This is a genomic window from Bradyrhizobium erythrophlei (genome assembly GCF_042430365.1).
Classification (GTDB): Bacteria; Pseudomonadota; Alphaproteobacteria; order Rhizobiales; family Xanthobacteraceae; genus Bradyrhizobium; species Bradyrhizobium erythrophlei.
The window spans coordinates 1-16,621 of record NZ_JBHMET010000257.1; the positions used below are offsets into that span (position 1 = coordinate 1).

Consider the following 16,621-nt stretch of genomic DNA (forward strand, 5'->3'; position numbering starts at 1 on the left):
ATGCGCAAGCTACTTCGCAAACTCAGGATATGGACGAACCTAACTTCATCATGCTTTAGCCCAGCTCGAACGTGGTGACGCCGAAAATCCGCTGCAGCGCAAGTTGCGGGATGGCGCCGGTGTACATGCGCGCGGTCTCGAACACCGGCGAAAGCTTGAGGTCCTGCGCCAGCGCGACTGCGTCGCGGTTGACCGCGGGAACATCGAGGAAAATCTCGCCGCCGCCTGCGTCGGCCAGCAACGCAGATAAAACAATCTCGGCGCTCGCGCGGTCGTCGGCAATGAGCGGACCGATCTTGCGGCCGCTCCGGCATGGCCGGATCACACCCCAGCCGGCAAGCCGGCCGTCGCGCATCAGCGCGCGTCCGATGTGTCCCGGAGCGTTGATCCAGGCGCGCAAGAACGCCGGCCGCGGTGCCGGGAATACCGTTGCGTCGTCAGCTTCCAGGATCGCCGTCGACACGTCGCCCAGCGCGATGACATTGGCCGTCGGCGCAATCGGTCCCGTCACGCTGCCGCCATAGCGCACGTTGGCGTAAGCGAGCCGGAAACCGGACTTCGCGTAGTTCGCCTGTTGCGCCACCACGCCGTCGAGCCCGATCACGCGCGGATCGGCATGCGCGATCGCCGCGTTCCAGATCCGCAATCCATGGCCGCGGCCGCGCAAGTCGGCGCGCACGATATAGAAGCCGAGGAAGGCAAAGCGTGCGCCGTAATTGATGCAGGAGATGACCGCAGCCGGCCGGCCGTCGAGTTCGCCGATGAAGAAACCCTCAGGGTCTTCGGCGGCAAAGCAGGCGGCGTCGCTAAGGCCGGGATTCCAGCCCTCGGCCGCAGCCCAGTCGACGGCGAGCGCGATCTCGCTCGGCTGCATATGCCGAATGCGCAGTTCGGACATTGATGATCCTCGAGCTGGCGTCGCGGTATCCAGAGTAGCGTGCCAATCTCTCTCCGTCATTGCGAGGGATTGCTTCGTCGCTGACGCTCCTCGCAATGACGGCGAGGGCTCAATCCGTCTTCTTCTGCCGGTACGCCGCAAAGAACACCCGCGTCGCGCTGTCGACCACGGTTGCGATCCGCTCAGCCGAGGGCGAGGGCTTGGCCTGGAAGATGAACGCCTGGAACAGCGTCGCCTGGCACATCTGCATGAACTGCCAGGCGGCGAGCTGGGTGTCGTCCATCACGAGCTCGCCGAGCTTGGCGCGCGCCTCGAGATAGGCCGCGAAGCGGTCGACGGTGTGGGCGATCACGTGGGTATAGAACCGGCTGCCGACCTCGGGCATCCGCTCGGCAATCGCCATCACGGTTCGGATCGCCGAACCGCCGCCGGGCCGACACAGCAGGGCGACATAGGCGCGCCCGAATTCGGGGAGGGTGGTGTCGACGTCGCGCTCGGGATCGAAATTGAAGGCGGTCTTGCCCTGCTCGATCTTCTCTTCCTCGACGATCGCTTCGAACAGCCCGCACTTGTCGGCGAAATACACATAGAGCGTGCCCTTGGAGACGCCGGCCGCGCGGGCGATCTCGCCCATGCTCGCGCCGTCAAAGCCGAGGTCCATGAACACCTTGCGGGCGCCATCCAGGATCTGGCGGCGCTTCGAGGAATCCTCGTCGCCGACGACGTGGAGGGGATCTTGGGACGCTGCAACCATTGGTTCAGGCTCTCAGGAACGAAATCAGCCCAAAGTCGGCAAGGGCGAGAATCGAAACATTATAATCCACCGCATGGCAATATAGATTGACCGAACCGTTCGGTCAATGCTATCTGTGACAAGGACGATGCTCTCGTGGGCTGTTTCCGGCCGCGCGACCATCGGGATTTTTGTGAGGAGGCCACTGATGGCCGCTGCGAGAGACCAGGCCGCGCGTATCGTCCGTTCCGAGCCTGAAGTGGCCGAGGACGAAGTCGCGCGCGAGGCGGCCGCCAATCCCGGCGAGCAGCTCAGGGCTCCACTCGCCGACGAAGCGAAGCGCCGTCCGGCCGACGCGCCCGTTGAGCCTGCGCCCGAGAAACCGGCGGCCTCGCCCGCCGCTGCCGCGCCGAAATCCGGCAAGCGAAAATTCATGATGATGGGCGTGCTCGGCCTGCTTGCGCTCGCCGCCGCGAGCTACGCCGCCTATTACCTGATGGTCGGCCGCTTCTACATCTCGACCGACGACGCCTATGTCCGCGCCAACAACACCATGCTCGGCGCCCGGGTCGCGGGCCATGTCGCCGCGATCTTTCCGGCCGACAACACGCTGGTGCGTGCCGGCGACGTGATCTTCCGGATCGACGATGGCGACTATCGCATCGCGGTCGACGCCGCGCGCACCAAGATCGCAACCCAGCAGGCGACCATCGACCGCATCGGACGCCAGGTCACGGCGCTGGAAAGCGCGGTCGCGCAGGCCAAGGCGCAGCTCGTCTCCGCCGAAGCCGGCCTGAAGCGCGCCGATCTCGATTACGACCGCCAGCAGGCGCTGAGCAACAAGGGCTTTGCCTCGCGCGCCACCTTCGAGGTCTCCGAGGCCGGCCGCGACCAGGGCGCCGCCGCGGTGAAGTCGGCGCAGGCCGCCTATGATGCCGCCAAGGACAATGTCGAGGTGACCAAGGCGCAGCAGGCCGAAGCCCGCGCGCAGCTCGCGGAATTGCAGACCCAGCTCGCCAAGGCCGAGCGCGATCTCGATTTCACCTCGGTACGCGCGCCGGTCGACGGCACCTTTTCCAACCGCCTCGTCAATGTCGGCGATTTCATCCAGGCCGGCCAGCGCCTCGGCAATGTGGTGCCACTCGACGAGGTCTTCATTGACGCCAACTACAAGGAGACGCAGCTCAAGCGTATCCGCAAGGGGCAGCCGGTGACGATCAAGGTCGACGCCTACGGCTTCCGCAAGTTCACCGGCACGGTCGATAGCCTTTCACCGGCGGCGGGTTCGGTGTTCACGCTGCTGCCGCCCGACAACGCGACCGGCAACTTCACCAAGATCGTGCAGCGCCTTCCGGTGCGGATCCGTGTGCCGCGCGGCGTCGCCAGGCAGGGCCTGCTGCGTGCCGGCATGTCGGTCTACACCACCGTCGACACCCGCGAGGGCGCGGCGGATGCCGACAGCGACGCCGACCTCGACGCGCCGATGATGATCCATCCGCAGTGATGTCTGAGCTTCGGGCCGCCGGTCCGAAGTCCAGGAGCCCGGTGAGCCCATGGCTGATACGAATGGCTGATACGACCACCGCTTCCCCCTCAATGATGAGCGCCGCGCCGGCCTCGGAACGGATCCAGCCGAAGCGGCTGTTCGCGTTCATCATCATGGTGTTCGGGATGTTCATGTCGATCCTGGACATCCAGGTCGTCTCGGCCTCGCTCACCGAAATCCAGGCCGGCCTGTCGGCGAGCTCGACCGAAGTGTCGTGGGTGCAGACCGCCTACTTGATCGCCGAGGTGATCGCGATTCCGCTGTCGGGCTTCCTGTCGCGCGCGCTCGGCACGCGGCTGTTGTTTGCGATCTCGGCGTTCGGCTTCACGGTCTCGAGCCTGCTCTGCGGCTTCGCCACCACGATCGAGCAGATGATCCTGTGGCGTGCGCTTCAAGGCTTTTTGGGCGCCGGCATGATACCGACGGTGTTCGCATCGGCCTACACGATCTTCCCACGGACAAAATTCCACATCGTGGCGCCGATCATCGGCCTCGTCGCGACGCTGGCGCCGACCGTCGGTCCGACGGTGGGCGGCTTCATCACCGACCTGATGTCGTGGCACTGGCTGTTCTTCATCAACGTCGTGCCCGGCATCGGCATCACCATTGGCGTGCTGGCGCTGATCGATTTCGACCAGCCGAATTTCGCGCTGCTCGACCGCTTCGACTGGTGGGGCCTGATCTTCATGGGTGGCTTCCTCGGCACACTGGAATATGTGCTCGAGGAAGGTCCGCAATATGAATGGCTGCAGGACACATCGGTCGCGGTCTGCGCCGCGATCTGCTTCGTCTCGGCGATCGCCTTCTTCTGGCGGGTGCTGACGGCGGAGGAGCCGATCGTCGACCTCTATGCCTTCGCCAACCGCAACTTCGCGGTCGGCTGCGTGCTGCAATTCTGCATCGGCATCGGGCTCTACGGCCTGACCTATGTCTATCCGCGCTATCTCGCCGAGGTACGCGGCTACAGCGCGCTGATGATCGGCGAGACGATGTTCGTCTCCGGCGCGACGATGTTCTTCATGGCGCCGGTGGTCGGGCGTCTGATGCAGAAGGTCGACCTGCGCTACATCATCGCCTTCGGCCTCGTCACCTTCGCGCTGGGCTCCTGGCAGATGACCTGGATCACCCGCGACTATGATTTCTACGAGCTGTTGCTGCCGCAGATCCTGCGCGGCATCGGCATGATGTGCGCGATGGTGCCGACCAACAACATCGCGCTTGCCACCTTGCCGCAGGACCGCGTCAAGAACGCCTCGGGTCTGTTCAACCTGATGCGCAATCTTGGCGGCGCGGTCGGCCTTGCCGTCATCAATCAGGTGCTGAACGATCGCACCGACCTGCACATCGCCCGCCTGCATGACCGCGTCACCTGGGGCAACGCGACCGCGGTCGAGACGCTCAACATGTTCACCCAGCGCATGCAGGGGATCGGCGATTCCGCGCTGATGGCGATGAAGCAGCTGTCGCAGATCGTGCACCGCCAGGCCACGGTGATGAGCTATGGCGACGCCTTCCTGATGCTGGCGCTATTCTATGTCGGCCTTAGCCTCCTGGTGCTGCTGGTCAACAAGCCGCCGTCGTTGACCGCGGCCGGCGGCGACGCGCACTGAGTCTTCGCGGTCACACTCGCGCGGTTTGAATCGCGACAAAATGCGCTCACGCGTTTGTCAACTTGCAAATCGCGCGTGACGCATTTATAAGCAGCGCATCGTTGCTCGAACCGGGGAGATGTGCATGATTTCGACATATTCGCAGATCGCGCGCCCGCGTTCGATGGTCCTGCTGGACGCCCTCGCGCGTTGAGCACCAGCTCTGATCGGGCGTGATCCCCGATCGCCCAAACTTCCCAACACGTTACCGATTGTTTTCGACGACGCTTGCGGCCGGATTCCGTCCGCGCGTCGTCTCAAGTGGAGCCGGTTGGCGCGGATAACGCGTGGCCGGAATTTGCAATGACCCGACAGACGACTAAACGCCCCGCCGCGATCCGGATGGTGATCCCGTTCGTGTTCCGCCACTGGCTGGAGCAGCCGCTGCGCGCCTGCGTGGTGACCGCAGCCTTCCTCGGCGCGACCGTCGCCGACCTGTTCATGCCGCTCTATTCCGGCCATCTGGTCGACGCGCTGACCGCGGGCGCCTCGGAACCCGCCGCGCGCCATGCGGCGCTGCTCGCGTTCGGCGCGATTGTCGCCCTCGGCCTCGCGCAGGTGATCGTGCGCATTGTGGGCCTGCAGGCGATCGTGCCGTTCACGCTGAAGACGATGTCCGACGTGGCGCAGCAGGCGTTCATGCGCGTGCAGCGCTTCTCGACCGACTGGCACGCCAACTCGTTCGCCGGCTCGACCGTGCGCAAGATCACGCGCGGCATGTGGGCGCTCGACCTGTTGAACGACACCATCCTGATGGCGCTGCTGCCGTCGCTGGTGGTGCTGGTCGGTTCGATGATCCTGCTCGGCCTGCACTGGCCGTCGCTCGGCGCGGTGATCGCGATCGGCTCGGTGATCTATGTCGCGATGACGATGGCGTTCCAGGTGCGCTACGTCGCGCCGGCCGCGCGCGTCTCCAACGCATGGGACACCAAGGTCGGCGGCACGCTGGCGGACGCACTGACCTGCAACGCGGTGGTGAAGTCGTTCGGCGCGGAAGAGCGGGAGGACGCGCGCCTCGCCGGCGTCGTCGGCCGCTGGCGCCGTCGCGTGCGGCGGACCTGGTACCGCTATAACCACACCGGCGCGGCGCAGCTCGTGGTGCTGTTGTGCTTCCGCACCTCGGTGATCGGCGGCGCGATCCTGTTATGGGCCGCCGGCCACGCCACGCCGGGCGACGTCACCTATGTGCTGACCAGCTACTACATCATCCACGCTTACCTGCGGGACGTCGGCATGCACATCAACAACCTGCAGCGTTCGGTGAACGACATGGAGGAACTGGTGGCGATCCATGGCGAGCCGCTCGGCATCGTCGACGCCGTCGATGCCACGCCGATCGACATCCAGGGCGGCCGCATCGTGTTCGACGACGTCACGTTCCACTACGGCGGTCACCGCCGGCCGCTCTACGACGGGCTGGCGGTCGACATCCGCGCGGGCGAGCGCGTCGGCCTGGTCGGACGCTCCGGCTCCGGCAAGACGACCTTCGTCAAGCTGGTGCAGCGGCTCTACGACGTCTCCGGTGGCCGGATCCTGATCGACGGTCAGGACATCGCCAAGGCGACGCAGCAATCGCTGCGCAGCCAGATCGCGATCGTGCAGCAGGAGCCGATCCTGTTTCACCGCTCGCTGGCGGAGAACATCGCCTACGGCCGGCCGGGCGCCAGCATGGACGCGATCGAGCACGCGGCGCGGCTTGCCAATGCGCACGACTTCATCATGCGGCTGCCGAAGGGCTACGGCACGCTGGTGGGCGAGCGCGGCGTCAAGCTGTCGGGCGGCGAGCGGCAGCGCGTGGCGCTGGCGCGCGCATTCCTCGCCGATGCGCCAGTCCTGATCCTGGACGAGGCGACCTCGAGCCTCGATTCGGAATCGGAGGCGCTGATCCAGGAGGCGATGGAGCGGCTGATGAAGGGCCGGACATCGATCGTGATCGCGCACCGCCTGTCGACGGTGCGCAGCATGGACCGCATCCTGGTGTTCGATCGCGGCGAGATCGTCGAGCAGGGCACACACAAGGCCCTGACCGCTCGGCCGGGCGGCATCTATCGCGGCCTGTTCGAGCGTCAGGTGACCGAGTTCGGCCGGATCGACGCGGCGGAGTGAGTTCGACGTGGTCGAAGGAGCTTCGCCGAAGCGGCGGCGTCTAAACGCTGATCAGAAGCGTGCCTTGGTGGCAGCAACAGTGCGCGTGTTCGTGCAGCAATGCGGTCGCAAGGCGCAACGCGGCGTCGAGCCAAACGACCGCCGTTATAGTCGAGAGGTGGAGAGGGCTCTCAGGCAATTGAAGGCGGAAGAGCTCGATCGGTTGATGCGAGACAACGAGGAGTAGCAGCGCCGTTCGCGGCGCGCTATCTCGGCACAAATCCGCTCCACAATAGTCCGAGCCCAGAGAGCACCAGCAGCGCCAGCACGACGTCGGAGAAATTCCGGTCGCTCATCGCGTGATAGACCCGCGCGCCGAGCCATGCGCCGAGCAATGTCCCGGGGAACGCGCAGACCACGAGCCAGATGATCTCGAGATCGACCAGGCCGCTTGCGACCTGCACGCACAGCGCCGTTGCGAGGATGGTGAAATTGAAGGTCTGGAAGATGCCGCGCCGTTCTTCCTTGGCCCAACCGCGGATGCTCGCCCACAGGATCGGAAGCGGGCCGGAGAGGCCGGCCAGGCCGCCGAGGATGCCGCCGGCAAATCCAATCGCAGCATCGGCCCATTTGCCGCCGATGCGGACCGCCATCGGCTTCTTCTGGAGATAAAGCACGATCGGAAACACCACCAGGAACACGCCGATGGTGCGCTTGAAGACAACCGGGTCGGCATGGGCGATCAGGAGGATGCCGATCGGCACGCCGGCGAGGCCGCCGACGATGAAGGGCCAGACCAGGCGGAAATCGATGGTCTTCCAGATCGACGGCAGCGTCGAGACCTGCGCGATGACAGAGCAGATCAATACCAGCGGCACCGCAAGCGTCGGCGGCAGCACGTAGAGCCAGATGCCGAGCGCCATCAGCGCGGTGCCGAAACCCGCAAGCCCGGATACAAATCCTCCGGCAAGCGCGCCGGAGAAAAGGATCGCGTAGGTCGCCGCGGTCATAGTCGTCTCGTTTTCTTGGTCATTGCCGCGACGTTTACACGACGCCGCCTGCGGGTACTATTCGAAATCGCTCTTCTCCAGCGATAATCGAAAGTGGACGCATCGCCATGAATGCCAGCTCATTTTTGCGAAGCGCACGAAGAGCGAGCCGGGCTGGCGCTATTTCGAGATCGACGCCAGCCACGCGCCGAACGTCACCGCGCCGGAGGCGCTGATGGCGCTGCTGGAGGAGATCGTTCACCGAGTCAGGGCTTGCCCGTCAGGCTGTCGACATACTTCCGGTGCTCCGGCAACCATTCCGGGTGCTTGATGGAAATCAGTTGCACGCACAGCTGGACGCATTCGTTGCAAATGAATCCACTCGGTCCGGCGATCAGTTGCAGGACCTGCGGCTGGGCCTTTCCGCAGAACGAACATGCAGGGTCCGACGCCTGCGCCGGATCGTCGGCAAGCCGGATTCCTTCCTCCCTGAGAGCCGCAAAGATCGCCTCGATATCCTCGGCCCCAAGGTCCTTCGGGCACAGCTCACTCAGTTGATCTGATGTGATGACGCCGGATTGACCGCTGATCGCGCGTGCGGACTGGATGATCTTTTGCAGGTCCATCTGCGATTCTCCTGAAAGCGCGCGCCTCAATCCGGCACGCCGGCTTGGCGCAGCGCCTCGGCATATTTGGCAAAGCGTTCGGGAAGCAGGGGTCCAATGCGTGAACTCAGATTGGAGAGGCTGAGATCGGGGTCGAGCTGAAGGGCACGGGCTGCGAACGCCCGTGCCTCCGCCAGGCGTCCGGCGGCGGCATTACTGGCCGCGGCGACGCGCAACGCCAGCAGGAAGTGGGGCTGATCGCGGCACGCCCGTTCCGCGAGCGGCCACGCCGCATCGGCCTGACCGGCGAGGAAATTGGCGAGCGCGGCGTAGCTCAGCGTGCAGAAGCTGAGGGGATCAAGCGGGCTGAGCCGCAGCGCATGCGACAGCCGCTCGCTCGCTTGGTCCAGCGGCCCCCGCGGGACACAAACCGAGCCGGAGGCATGCCAGGCGATCGCGAGATTGGTGTTCAGCAGCCGCGCCCGGTCGGCGAGGGCAAGACCCGCCTCGGCCTCGCCGGCAACATGGCCCAGAGCCATGCCGGCATAGGAAAGGGCGATGGCATCGTCCTGCCCGAACGCGGCTGCGCTGGCGGCCAGGCGTGCGGCGTCGCCGATCTCCCGTTCATGCTCGGTGGTCCAGCGATTCACACGGCGCCAGTAATAGCACCAGGCGCCGAGGCCGTACGCGGTGGCGAACCCGGGATCGAGCTCGATCGCCTTCCCCACAAATTCCATCGCCTCGGCGATGCTCTCCCGGTCCATGCGATAGCTGCAGGCGAGGCCGCGCAGATAATGGTCGTAGGCATCGAGGCTGCCGGTCGGCTTGCGCCGCGCGCGCTCGATCTCGGCCTGCTCGAGCCGGGGCGCGATCGCGCCGACGACGTCATGCGTCACCTGGTCTTGCAGCTCGAAGATCTCGGCCAGCTCGCCGTCGTAGCGGTCGGCCCAGATATGGGTGCCGGTGTCGGCCTTGATGAGCTGGCCGCTGATCCGCACGCGGTTGCCCGCCTTGCGTACGCTGCCTTCCAGCACGTAGCGCACGCCGAGCTCGCGGCCGACCTGCTTGATGTCGACGGCACGACCCTTGTAGGTGAAGGTCGAGTTCCGCGCGATCACGAACAGTGACTTGAAGCGCGACAGCGCGGTGATGATGTCCTCAACCAGACCGTCGACAAAATACTCCTGCTCGGGATCGCCGCTCATGTTCTGGAACGGCAGCACCGCGATTGACGGCTTGTCGGGAAGTTGCAGTGGCTGAGAGGTTTCGGCCGCGGAGGTCACCGGGGTTGTCGAACGAGGCGCGTTACCCAGCCGTGCACGCCAGGCGCGCATCGGCTCGGTGATGTTCTTGAGCACCTGCGGTCCCATGTCTTCGAAGGCGGTGTCGACCTTGCCGCGGATCTGGCGGTGCGCATCCTCGGACAGGCAGACGCCGCCGGGCTCGGCGAGGCCTTCAAGACGCGCGGCGATATTGACGCCGTCGCCAAAGATATCGTTGTCATCGACCATGACATCGCCGACGTGAATGCCGATCCTGAAATCGATCCGGGCCTCTTGCGGCAGCTCGGCGTTGTACGCTGCCATGCCACGCTGAAGCTCGACCGCGCATCGTGCCGCGTCGACAGCGCTTGCGAACTCCACCAGCATGCCGTCGCCCGTGGTCTTGACGATGCGGCCACGATGCGTCGCGACAGTTGGATCGATCAGCCTCTGCCGGAGCGATTTCAGCTCGGCAAGCGTGCGCTCTTCGTCACGGCCCATCAAGCGGCTATATCCCACGACATCGGCCGCCAGCACCGCAGCCAGTCGCCGCTCGACACGTGATTCCGGACCGCGCTGCTCCATCGTCGACCCCAAGCGTTGCTTAACAAGCAAGCGTTACTCAGCAAGAATGTCACGATGCGCGATCGATGCCAACTCGCACGGCGGGCCCGGCGCAGTCCGCATCATCATGTCCGCCCTTGGGTTGGCGACGAATGCCTACGCGGCCGCCATCGCCGTCCGTCGACAGAAGCAGGAGGCCTTGATCGGAATCTCCGCCCGCGCCTGCGCGAGATCGAGCCGCTGCTTGATCAGCGCGCTCTCGGCCTTCTCGCCGCGGCGAAGCAGGCATTCGTGCAGGCCATGGAGCGACCACAGATTGTCGGGATGCTGGCAGGCCCGGCTGAGCGTGCCGTCGAGACCGAGATCGGAACGGTAGACCGCCTCGGCTTCCTCGATCCGTCCCTGCTCGAGCAGCAGCGCGCCGAGCGCGTGCCGCGGCGGCTGCATCCATCCCCAGGGCTCGTCATAGGGCAGCGCGTCGGAGAGCTCGACCGATTTGCGCAGCTCCGCGAACGCGGTGTCATAGTTGCCCTTGCGGTATTCCAGCTCGCCGTTCAGCATCGCCTCGGCGACGTTGAGCAGGTTCACGATCAGGTTGTTGTGGACGCGCCGGGTCTCCGGCACGCGGGCCTTCGCCGCCGCGAACTGCGCCCGCTCGGCCTCGGCCTCGGCGACATTGCCGAGCGCCGAATGCGCGACTGCCTTGGCGTAGTGGATCATGGCCGTCACCGAGCAGTAGAGGTCGCGATCGTCAGGCAGCTTCTGTGCGATGATCTCGCGCCATTTGCCGAAGCGCACGAGAACGTGCTGCTTCATCGTCAGATAGCCTTCGAGGAAATCGGCCATCGGCGGCGACGTGATGCGGAGCACCGGCTCCGGCACGGTTGCGATCAGCTCTTCGGCGGCCGCGATGGCCGGCGTGTACTGGCCGAGGAACATCGCGCCGTAGATCGCGAAGTGGAAATTGTGGATGACGTAGACCAGGTAGACGCCCGGATCGTCAGAATAGGCGAGGAAGCTGCGGTCGGTCGCCAGCGCCTTCTGATTGTAGCGCAGCACGTCGTTGTACTGTCCGCACAGCACGTCGAGATGCGTCGGCATGTGGATCAGGTGACCGCTGTCGGGGACGATCTCGCGGAGCCGGTCGCCGGCCCGCAACGCCCGCTGCGGAAAGGGCGACATCTCCATCAGGTGGACGTAGAGATGCAGCAGGCCGGGGTGATCCCACGCCGCCGGCGCGCGCTCGAAAGCCTGTTCGAGGATCGCCGTGCATTCCTCGGTGCCCGCGCCCTCGGCCGGTTTGCCCGAGGGCAGATCCCACATCTGCCACGGGGTCTCGTTCATGATCGATTCGGCCAGGACCGCGCGGACCTCGAGATCATCGGGAAAGGCCGCGAACACCTTGCGCACCTCCTTGGTGTAGGCCCTGTCCCACGGCGCCATGTCCTCGATTGCCTCGCGCTGCGGATAGCGCGCGGGCAGGGCCTGGATCATCGCCCGCTCGACCGCGCTCGCTTTCGCCGCATGCGCGAGCGCGTCCTGCATGGCGTCGTAGGAGGCCGACAGGGCCATCTGCCGCCCCTGCGCGTCATAGCGAACCCACGGCAGATTGTAGTTTGGTCCCGAGGCGTAGCTGACGCCCCAATGCGCCATCGCGCATTCGGCGTCGTGCGCGAGCGCCTTGCGGAAGCACTTGATCGCCTCGGCATGGTTGAAGCCGAACAGCCAGTTGAGCCCGCGGTCGAACCAGAGCTGCGCGTCGGGCGAGGATGTGGTGACTTTGCGGCTGTACGGTCCGAGATCAAAATAGGTCATGCCTTTTTGCCTCCTGCGTGTGTCCTGCATCACGGATTGCTTCGGGGAAGTCAGCAGCGTGGCTTGGTGCTGCCGAAGGTGCAGTGCCGTGCCGGGACCTTAGCAAAGAGGCGATCGACATCACAGCGGGGGGATACGACCGGGGGGGCGCCCAAAATGGCGAGGGGCCCGGCGCATTACGCCGAGCCCCTCATTGGTCAAGCATCAGCCGGCCTGTAAGCCGGGTTCTGTAGGGCACCATTCTCGCGAATGGTACGTGACGGCCATTCCTCTGGGACAAGGTTCGCACCTTGCCTCGAGCAACCTACCCGGACGGCGGGCCTGACATCGCCCTGCGGTGTTATCGCTATTTGCGAACTGACCGCGCTGCCGTCCCTATTCGGTTTTGCTCCCGGTGTGGTTTGCCATGCCGTCTCCGTTGCCGGAAACGCGGTGCGCTCTTACCGCACCTTTTCACCCTTACTCGCCCCCTCCCTTTCGGGTGGGGGAAGCGGTTCGTTCTCTGTGGCACTTTCCCTGGGGTTGCCCCCGCCGGACGTTATCCGGCACCGCATGTCGATGGAGCCCGGACTTTCCTCTCCCGCGGCCTTTCGGCGCTTGCAGGAGCGGCCGTCCGGCCGACTGACGGGCTAGGCATGAAGTCTTTGGCGTGCGGCGTCAAGCGATTGCGATGGTTAATCCGGGCCAGTTTGCCAGGTTTTGACATCCGCAAAAGATAACCCTTTGATATCGAATTCATCGATCCAAGGGTTTCGCACCATGGATACCGAACTGGCCCGGACGTTCCTGACGGTGGTGAGCGCCGGCAACTTCATCACCGCCGCGGAGCGCCTTCACGTCAGCCAGTCGACGGTCAGCACCCGCATTCACACACTCGAGCAGCAACTCGGCTGCGTGCTGTTCGTGCGCAACAAGGCGGGGACGACGCTGACGCCGGCGGGTCGGCAGTTTCAGCGTCACGCCTCGGTGCTGGTTCGCACCGTCGAGCAGGCGCGCCACGATGTCGGAATCCCGAAGGGGTTTTCCGCAACGCTCGTGGTTGGTGGCCGCATCGGGCTGTGGGAAGAATATCTGCTGCGCTGGCTGCCGCTGATGACGCGCGCGCATCCGGATATTTCGATCCGGGCCGAGAGCGCGCTCGAGCCCGAGCTCATGCAGGGGCTGGTCGAGGGCCGCATCGATATCGGCGTCATGTACACGCCGCAAAGCCGCCCCGGCCTCAAGGTCGAGCTGTTGTTCGAGGAGCAGCTCATTTTGGTGTCGAGCGATCCCAAGAGCGCGCCGGAGCCGGGGCAGGGCTATGTCTATGTCGATTGGGGACCCGAATTCTACGCGCGCCACAGCACGCTGTTTCCGAATTTCGCTGGCCCCGCGCTGACCGTGAACATCGGCTGGCTCGGATTGCAGCACCTCCTGGAGAATGGTGGTTCCGGCTTCTTCGCGCGCCGCATCGTCAAGCCGCTCCTGAAGGCGCGGCAGCTTCACGCCGTCGCCGGCGCGCCGGCATTTGCGATGCCGGCCTATGTCGCCTATCCGGCCGACCGGCAGGACGATCATCTGGCGCGCGCGATCGAGATCATGCATAGCCTTGCCGCGTCCCAGACGCATGCCGGCACGGAAGCGCCGCGGACAAAGTCCGGCGCGCGAAGGCGGCGCTGACCGCGATTGATATCGGTATCGCCGATTGATTCCATCGCCATTCTTCGCTTGTCACGGCGAACGGCTGGGTCCAGAGCAGGATCGGGACCGGCAGGAGGCGACCGATGGATATTGCGGCAGCCGTGGGGGATGCGCTGCTCGCCGGCGCGTCCGACGCGATCATCGCGACCGATCGCGAAGGCCGTATCACCTTCTGGAATCCCGGCGCGGCCAGGGTGTTCGGCTTCACCGCCGATGAGGCGATCGGACAATCGCTCGACCTCATCATTCCCGAGAACCTGCGCGCGCGCCATTGGGCCGGCTTCCGCCACACGATGGCGACCGGGACCAGCCGCTACGATCACGGCGATCTCCTGTCGGTGCCGGCGCTGACAAGGGACGGCGCGCGCATTTCCGTCGAATTCACCATCGCGATGCTGCGCGACGCGACGCACGAGATCGCTGGCACCGTGGCCGTGATGCGTGACGTGACCAAGCGCTTCGAGGAGCTCAAGGAGCTGCGGCGGAGGGCTGCGCAAGCGAGAACGTAACAGTGATGCCGGGCGGGCGCCGCCCTCCGGTCATTTCCCCGAGCGCAGACGGGTTTCGGCAACCGCGGTCACGACGCCGATGATCAACATCGAGGCGACGATTTCGGACTCCGCACCGAAGCCGAACGCCATCACGCTCGCCGTGGCGACTGTTGCGAGGATTGCAATCGTCAACCCTTCGTCGGCAATCAGCCGGCGCAGCTTCCTCAAGAATACTGCGTCTCGTTGCATCGCCGGTCCCGATGGCTTCACGGCCGGTTCCACCCGGCACATGGCTTAAGGCTACGCGGCCCGATAGCTTTGACAAACGAATAATATTGGCCGTTATCATCGGCTTGTTAGATACAAAGCGTGGCCTGGGGCGCCGGTGGCGGCCGTGAGCGGATGCTTTCGCCGGCACGGGTCAAAATAATTTATCCTGACGATGTCGTCTTGCGCGTCGCCCGTTCGACTGGGTGTCGGCGATCCAGCCGATCAAAAAGGAGTTTCAAGATGCAGTACCTGCTGTTGATCTACCAGAACGAAGTCGAATACGCGAAGAATGATGAGGCGACCTCCAAGCGGATTCTCGAGGAATATGGCGCGTTCACCCAGTCGATCATCCAGAGCGGCAATTTCAAGGGCGGCGACCGGCTGCGTCCGACCACGACCGCGACCACCGTCCGCGTCCGCGACGGCAAGACGCTGCATACCGATGGTCCGTTCGCGGAGACCCGCGAGCAACTCGGCGGCTACTACATGATCGACGCCAAGAATCTCGACGAGGCGACCGCGATCGCTGCGCGAATTCCCAGCGCGCGGATCGGATCGATCGAGGTGCGGCCGATCTGGGTGTATGACAAGTGACGGCGTTGCCGGCATTCCGGGGCGCATCGACGATGCGAACAATGATGTGCAATTGCACATCTGAGAATCTCGAGGTTCTCTGGCGCGCAACCGCGCGCCAGAGTTCGATGCTTCGCATCGCCCCGGAACGACGGTGATCAACCGGCACTCCCATGACCCCCACCCAGATCGAAAAAATCTTCCGCGACGAGGCGGGCCGGGCGCTGGCGACGCTGATCCGGCTCGTCGGCGATTTCGATCTCGCCGAGGATTCGCTTCAGGACGCTTTCGCGGTGGCGATGGAACGTTGGCCGATCGGCGAGCTGCCGTCGAACCCGCGCGCCTGGCTCGTCAATGTCGGCCGCAACAAGGCGATCGACCGCGTGCGCCGGGCGATCGCATTTCGCGGCAAGCAGCAGGAGCTGACCCATCAATTTTTGCTCGATGCGACGTGTCCCGCCGAGGCCAGCGAGGCCGTGCTCGACGACGACGTGCTGCGGCTGATCTTCACCTGCTGCCATCCGTCCTTTGCGGAGCAGGTGCAGGTCGCGCTGACCCTGCGGACGGTGTGCGGGCTGACGACGGCGCAAGTCGCGCGCGCCTTCCTGGTCGGCGAAGACGCGATGGCGCAGCGGCTGTTGCGCGCCAAGCAGAAGATCAGGCTCGCCGGCATCCCCTATGAGGTTCCCGAGCGCGAGGCGCTGGGGCCGCGGCTCCGTGGTGTACTTGCGGTGATCTATCTCGTCTATACCGAAGGCTATGCCGCGACCTCGGGCGACGATCTGATGCGGCCCGATCTGGTGCACGAGGCGATCCGGCTGGCGCGGCTGCTCGATGCGCTGATGCCGGCGCGAGGCGAAATCAAGGGCCTCCTGGCGCTGATGCTGCTGCATGATGCGCGGCGCGCCGGGCGCCAGACCGAGGGCGGCGACATCGTGCTGCTCGAGGAGCAGGACCGTTCGCTGTGGGATGCCGGCCAGATCGCCGAGGGCTTGCGGCTGGTCGAGGATGCGCTGCGGACGCCGGGCCCACCGCAATCCTATGCCGTGCAGGCTGCGATTGCGGCGCTCCATGCCCGCGCGCCCAGTTACAAGGATACCGATTGGCCGCAGATCGCGGGCCTCTACGAGGTGCTGCTGCGGATCAGCCCGTCGCCCGTGATCGAGCTCAATCACGCCGCCGCGGTGTCGATGGTCGACGGCCCGGCGCGCGCGCTCGATTTGATCGACGCGCTGGACGCGCGCGGCGGTTTGAAAGGGTACGAGTTATTGCCTGCCGTGCGCGCCGACCTGCTGCGCCGGCTCGGCCGGAAAGCGGATGCGCGGAAGGCATATCTCGCGGCCACCGACGCGACGCAACTCCAGCCGCTCCGGCGGCTCTATGCACGGCGAATCGCGGAGATGGGGTGACTTCACCTCACCCCCGCGTGTGGCCTGCAAGAGGGACCACGCTCGCATCAAC

14 protein-coding genes, 1 other RNA gene and 2 pseudogenes are annotated in these 16,621 nt (G+C 65.2%); 9 read left to right on the top strand and 8 right to left on the bottom strand.

Annotated features, from left to right (window positions below; genetic code table 11):
• Positions 1-55: 55 nt before the first annotated feature.
• The gene (locus ACFFWD_RS39115) at positions 56-898 is read right to left on the bottom strand and encodes a GNAT family N-acetyltransferase (protein WP_376974731.1); all 843 of its coding nucleotides are present in this window, start codon (positions 896-898) and stop codon (positions 56-58) included.
• Positions 899-1,007: 109 nt separating this feature from the next.
• Positions 1,008-1,652, bottom strand: a complete 645-nt coding sequence (locus ACFFWD_RS39120; RefSeq protein ID WP_376974732.1) for a TetR/AcrR family transcriptional regulator — start codon at positions 1,650-1,652, stop codon at positions 1,008-1,010.
• A gap of 187 nt (positions 1,653-1,839) precedes the next feature.
• On the opposite strand from ACFFWD_RS39120, the gene ACFFWD_RS39125 reads away from it, so the two are divergent.
• The 4 genes from ACFFWD_RS39125 (at position 1,840) to ACFFWD_RS39140 (ending at position 7,158) form a co-directional block, all read left to right on the top strand.
• On the top strand, positions 1,840-3,135 hold the full coding sequence (locus ACFFWD_RS39125; protein ID WP_376974733.1) for an HlyD family secretion protein: 1,296 nt from the start codon (positions 1,840-1,842) through the stop codon (positions 3,133-3,135).
• A gap of 62 nt (positions 3,136-3,197) precedes the next feature.
• Positions 3,198-4,787, top strand: a complete 1,590-nt coding sequence (locus tag ACFFWD_RS39130; RefSeq protein WP_376974734.1) for a DHA2 family efflux MFS transporter permease subunit — start codon at positions 3,198-3,200, stop codon at positions 4,785-4,787.
• A 342-nt stretch (positions 4,788-5,129) separates the two neighbouring features.
• The gene (locus ACFFWD_RS39135) at positions 5,130-6,932 is read left to right on the top strand and encodes an ABC transporter ATP-binding protein (RefSeq protein ID WP_376974735.1); all 1,803 of its coding nucleotides are present in this window, start codon (positions 5,130-5,132) and stop codon (positions 6,930-6,932) included.
• Positions 6,933-6,996: 64 nt separating this feature from the next.
• Positions 6,997-7,158 carry a hypothetical protein gene (locus ACFFWD_RS39140; protein ID WP_376974736.1) on the top strand — a complete coding sequence of 54 codons (162 nt, stop codon included), beginning with the start codon at positions 6,997-6,999 and terminating at the stop codon, positions 7,156-7,158.
• 19 nt (positions 7,159-7,177) lie between these two features.
• Here ACFFWD_RS39140 and ACFFWD_RS39145 read toward each other — a convergent pair whose 3' ends face one another.
• On the bottom strand, positions 7,178-7,921 hold the full coding sequence (locus tag ACFFWD_RS39145; protein ID WP_376974737.1) for a sulfite exporter TauE/SafE family protein: 744 nt from the start codon (positions 7,919-7,921) through the stop codon (positions 7,178-7,180).
• Positions 7,922-8,045: 124 nt separating this feature from the next.
• Here ACFFWD_RS39145 and ACFFWD_RS39150 point away from each other — a divergent pair.
• Positions 8,046-8,159 (top strand): annotated as a pseudogene (locus ACFFWD_RS39150) (alpha/beta fold hydrolase); the annotation flags it as partial.
• 81 nt (positions 8,160-8,240) lie between these two features.
• Here ACFFWD_RS39150 and ACFFWD_RS39155 read toward each other — a convergent pair.
• From ACFFWD_RS39155 to rnpB, 4 genes and pseudogenes are all read right to left on the bottom strand, one after another.
• Positions 8,241-8,379, bottom strand: a pseudogene (locus tag ACFFWD_RS39155) (ClpX C4-type zinc finger protein); the annotation flags it as partial.
• A 173-nt stretch (positions 8,380-8,552) separates the two neighbouring features.
• Positions 8,553-10,352: an adenylate/guanylate cyclase domain-containing protein gene (locus tag ACFFWD_RS39160; protein WP_376974738.1), complete on the bottom strand. Its 1,800-nt coding sequence runs from the start codon at positions 10,350-10,352 to the stop codon at positions 8,553-8,555.
• 135 nt (positions 10,353-10,487) lie between these two features.
• Positions 10,488-12,146 carry a tetratricopeptide repeat protein gene (locus ACFFWD_RS39165; RefSeq protein WP_376974739.1) on the bottom strand — a complete coding sequence of 553 codons (1,659 nt, stop codon included), beginning with the start codon at positions 12,144-12,146 and terminating at the stop codon, positions 10,488-10,490.
• Positions 12,147-12,346: 200 nt separating this feature from the next.
• Positions 12,347-12,771, bottom strand: an RNA gene (gene rnpB / locus ACFFWD_RS39170) — RNase P RNA component class A.
• A 134-nt stretch (positions 12,772-12,905) separates the two neighbouring features.
• Here rnpB and ACFFWD_RS39175 point away from each other — a divergent pair.
• Both ACFFWD_RS39175 and ACFFWD_RS39180 read left to right on the top strand, forming a co-directional pair.
• Positions 12,906-13,805 carry a LysR family transcriptional regulator gene (locus tag ACFFWD_RS39175; RefSeq protein WP_376974740.1) on the top strand — a complete coding sequence of 300 codons (900 nt, stop codon included), beginning with the start codon at positions 12,906-12,908 and terminating at the stop codon, positions 13,803-13,805.
• A 104-nt stretch (positions 13,806-13,909) separates the two neighbouring features.
• Positions 13,910-14,335, top strand: coding sequence for a PAS domain S-box protein (locus tag ACFFWD_RS39180; protein WP_376974741.1), 426 nt, complete (start codon positions 13,910-13,912; stop codon positions 14,333-14,335).
• Positions 14,336-14,365: 30 nt separating this feature from the next.
• Here ACFFWD_RS39180 and ACFFWD_RS39185 read toward each other — a convergent pair whose 3' ends face one another.
• Positions 14,366-14,545 carry a hypothetical protein gene (locus ACFFWD_RS39185; protein ID WP_376974742.1) on the bottom strand — a complete coding sequence of 60 codons (180 nt, stop codon included), beginning with the start codon at positions 14,543-14,545 and terminating at the stop codon, positions 14,366-14,368.
• 282 nt (positions 14,546-14,827) lie between these two features.
• Between ACFFWD_RS39185 and ACFFWD_RS39190 the strand changes: the two genes are divergently transcribed.
• Complete coding sequence (locus ACFFWD_RS39190; protein ID WP_376974743.1) at positions 14,828-15,181, top strand: YciI family protein; 354 nt, start codon at positions 14,828-14,830, stop codon at positions 15,179-15,181.
• Positions 15,182-15,333: 152 nt separating this feature from the next.
• Positions 15,334-16,569, top strand: coding sequence for an RNA polymerase sigma factor (locus tag ACFFWD_RS39195; RefSeq protein ID WP_376974744.1), 1,236 nt, complete (start codon positions 15,334-15,336; stop codon positions 16,567-16,569).
• Positions 16,570-16,621 lie beyond the last annotated feature (52 nt).